The organism is Candidatus Magnetaquicoccus inordinatus (genome assembly GCF_004217665.1).
Taxonomy (GTDB): domain Bacteria; phylum Pseudomonadota; class Magnetococcia; order Magnetococcales; family Magnetaquicoccaceae; genus Magnetaquicoccus; species Magnetaquicoccus inordinatus.
On sequence record NZ_RXIU01000136.1, the window covers coordinates 1 to 3,132 of the forward strand.

Below are 3,132 nucleotides of genomic sequence, written 5' to 3' on the forward strand. Positions count from 1 at the left end.
CCTCCTCTACCGAAGAAAGCGATTCATCCTTGGAGGAGAGTGCAGACGCCTCCTCTACCGAAGAAAGCGATTCATCCTTGGAGGAAGCTGAGGAGCCCTCCTCCTCTACCGAAGAAAGCGATTCATCCTTGGAGGAAGCTGAGGAGCCCTCCTCTACCGAGGCAAGTGAAAGATCTCTGGAAGAGACAGAAGTGACCTCCACCAATGAGGTGAGCGCAACACCTGTAGAAGAGACAGAAGAGCCAGCCTCCACCAAGGTGAGCGATTCATCCCTGGAGGAAGCTGAGGAGTCCTCCTCTAGCGAGGCCAGTGAAGCATCTCTGGAAGAGAGTGCAGAATCCTCCTCCACAAAGGTGAGCGAAGCATCTTTGGAAGAGACAGAAGAGCCCCCTGCAGAGGAAAAAAGATACACGATAGAGCCAATAACCGATACCGGCCTTCTGCAAACGGATGAGCGCAATAAAAAACAAAAACGCAAAACCGAAAAGAGCGAAGACAATTCAGATGATGTCGCAGAAGCTGCCGCTTTTCTGGCAGAAATGGAGGCAGTACATCCGGCTCCACGCAATATTGTAACTGATTTTCAGTCAATCTTCCGCGATTTATTGCCCTTAACTACCTTGAATCGGGAGAGTACTGTCTGGGCTGGCGACAAAACCAACGACAAACAAAAAGTGGACAAAAACAAAAAAATCAAGAAAAAATAGCCTTATACCTTTTATAATCACATTCTGGATCCACCACTTACTGGTATGAGACTGAGGGGGAGAGCAATATATGAAAAAATGGTTGGAGTCACTCCCGCTGCGCGCAAAATTTGTTGTGATGTTGCTATTGCCCATTGCTGCTCTGCTGCTCTTTGGCGTGCAAGGAGTGTTGAACAAGCGGTCATTGATGCTGCAAATGGATTCGATGCAGGCAGTCTCCTCTCTGGCCGTAGTCAGCAGCGCCCTGGTGCATGAATCACAAAAAGAGCGTGGCATGACCGCTGGCTTTTTGGGCAGCAAAGGACAAAAATTTCGCGAAGAGCTGCCTAAACAGCGCAGCGAAACCAATCAACGCATTCAGGTGGTGCGTAATACACTCAAACAGATGGATATGCACAGTTTTGGTCATGGTCTTGGGGCACAAATGGAACGGGCCAGCAGACTGATCGACGGACTGGACAGCATACGAGGTCGCGTAGATTCGCAATCCATTCAGGCTAAAGAGGCTATTTCTCATTACACCAGTCTGAACAATGAACTGCTGGAAGCGGTGGGTATTCTTGCCAAACTCTCTGCTACTGTGGAGATGGCCTCCCTGAGTAACTCCTATGCCAATTTTCTTCTTGGCAAAGAGCGCGTCGGCATCGAACGGGCGATTTTGACCAACACCTTCTCCCAGAATCGGTTTGCTCCTGGTGTTTATGTGGATTTTGCCAAACTGGTCTCCGAACAAGCCACCTATTTTCGCCGTTTTCACGCGCTGGCGCTCCCGGAACAGGTTGAATTCTACAACCAAAAAATGCGTGCTCCAGAAGTTGCTGAAGTGGAAAAAATGCGTGATATTGCTTTCAAGGCTGGCACAGTTTCCCCTTTGTATCAATATCTTGGTCAACTGTATCAAAACATGGCTTTGCGCGGCATCTATCATACGGCCAAAAATCTGCTGATTCGCGGCGCCATTTATGGTGCTGGCGGCAGCATTCCACAAGTGGATGTACAAGAAAAATATAAAAAACAGTTTACAGAGGTCTATCGCAACGTCCAAGAGACCATCACCAGCATTCGCGCCCTGCCGCCGGAAATGCTCAGTGATGAACAACGTAAAGATATTGACATTGTTGCTGAAAATATCGAAGCCTACCATCGCAGCATTGAAGCCATTATCACCCTGCAAACCCAAGGCAAATCACTGCAGGAGATCGATAACGACAGCAAATTGGGGGTAAAAATTGATGATGGACCTGCCGATCAAGCCATTCGCCGTCTGCTCAAATCAACAGCAGTCGGGCAGTTTGGTATCGATCCAAGCCACTGGTTTAATACCATCACCAGCAAAATCAATCTGCTCAAAGAGGTGGAAGATCGTCTCTCCAAGGATTTGGCGGAACGTACCGAACAATTGGACAATGAGGCCAAACAGGCCTTCACAGGTTATCTGATTTTTACGGTGGCAGTCACCATCATCAGTATTATGCTCAGCGCTGTGCTGGCGCAGATCATGCTGCATCAGGTGGGCGGCGAGCCGCAAATGGTCATGGCTATCGCCAATCGTCTGGCCGAAGGGGATCTGAATATCTCTTTTGACTCCCAACAGCCTGCCATTGGCATCTATGGCGCAGTCCGCCATATGGTGGAAAACTTAAATAATACGGTCAAAGTGATCATTGATGTGGGAGGACGGGTAATCAATGAAAGCAATGCCGTCAACGATGGGGCACAAACCGTATCGCAAGGAGCAACAGAGCAAGCGGCAGCCGTCGAACAAACCTCCTCAGCCATGGAGCAGATGACTGCAAACATCCAACAAAATACTGAAAATGCCCATGCTACTGAACAGATGGCCCGCAAAGCGGCGCAAGATGCCGGTGAGAGTGGGTCAGCAGTGCAACAATCGCTGGGAGCTATACGCGAAATTGCCGCCAAAATCTCCATTATCGATGAAATTGCTCGGCAAACCAACCTTTTGGCCCTTAATGCCGCCATCGAAGCCGCACGTGCCGGTGAACATGGTAAAGGTTTTGCTGTTGTGGCCGCCGAAGTGCGTAAATTGGCCGAACGCAGCCAAATTGCCGCCGGTGAGATCGGCCAACTCTCTTCGACCACCCTGCACATCTCGGAAAAGGCAGGAGAGTTGCTCACAACGCTGGTGCCCAACATCATGAAAACAGCACAACTGGTTCAAGAGATTGCCACGGGTTCGCAAGAACAGGCCGAAGGGGCTACTCAGGTCAATCAAGCGATTCAACAATTGGATCAAGTGATTCAGAAAAATGCTGGCATGGCGGAAGAGATGTCTGCTTCTGCTGAAGATCTCAGCAAACAGGCCGAACGCCTGCAGGAGGCGATTGCCTTCTTCAAAGTAGCCGCTTAAGTGACGGACAGAATGGGCAACTAAAGATCGTAAGTATTCAGGTTCGTGATGGTT

General features: G+C 49.5%; 2 protein-coding genes and 1 pseudogene. 2 read left to right on the forward strand and 1 reads right to left on the reverse strand.

From position 1 onward, the window contains the following. Positions 1-349: pseudogene (locus tag EJP87_RS10520) on the reverse strand (hypothetical protein); the annotation flags it as partial. A gap of 19 nt (positions 350-368) precedes the next feature. Here EJP87_RS10520 and EJP87_RS10525 point away from each other — a divergent pair. Further along, complete coding sequence (locus EJP87_RS10525; protein WP_130471831.1) at positions 369-707, forward strand: hypothetical protein; 339 nt, start codon at positions 369-371, stop codon at positions 705-707. A gap of 70 nt (positions 708-777) precedes the next feature. Further along, positions 778-3,078, forward strand: coding sequence for a methyl-accepting chemotaxis protein (locus EJP87_RS10530; RefSeq protein WP_130471832.1), 2,301 nt, complete (start codon positions 778-780; stop codon positions 3,076-3,078). Positions 3,079-3,132 lie beyond the last annotated feature (54 nt).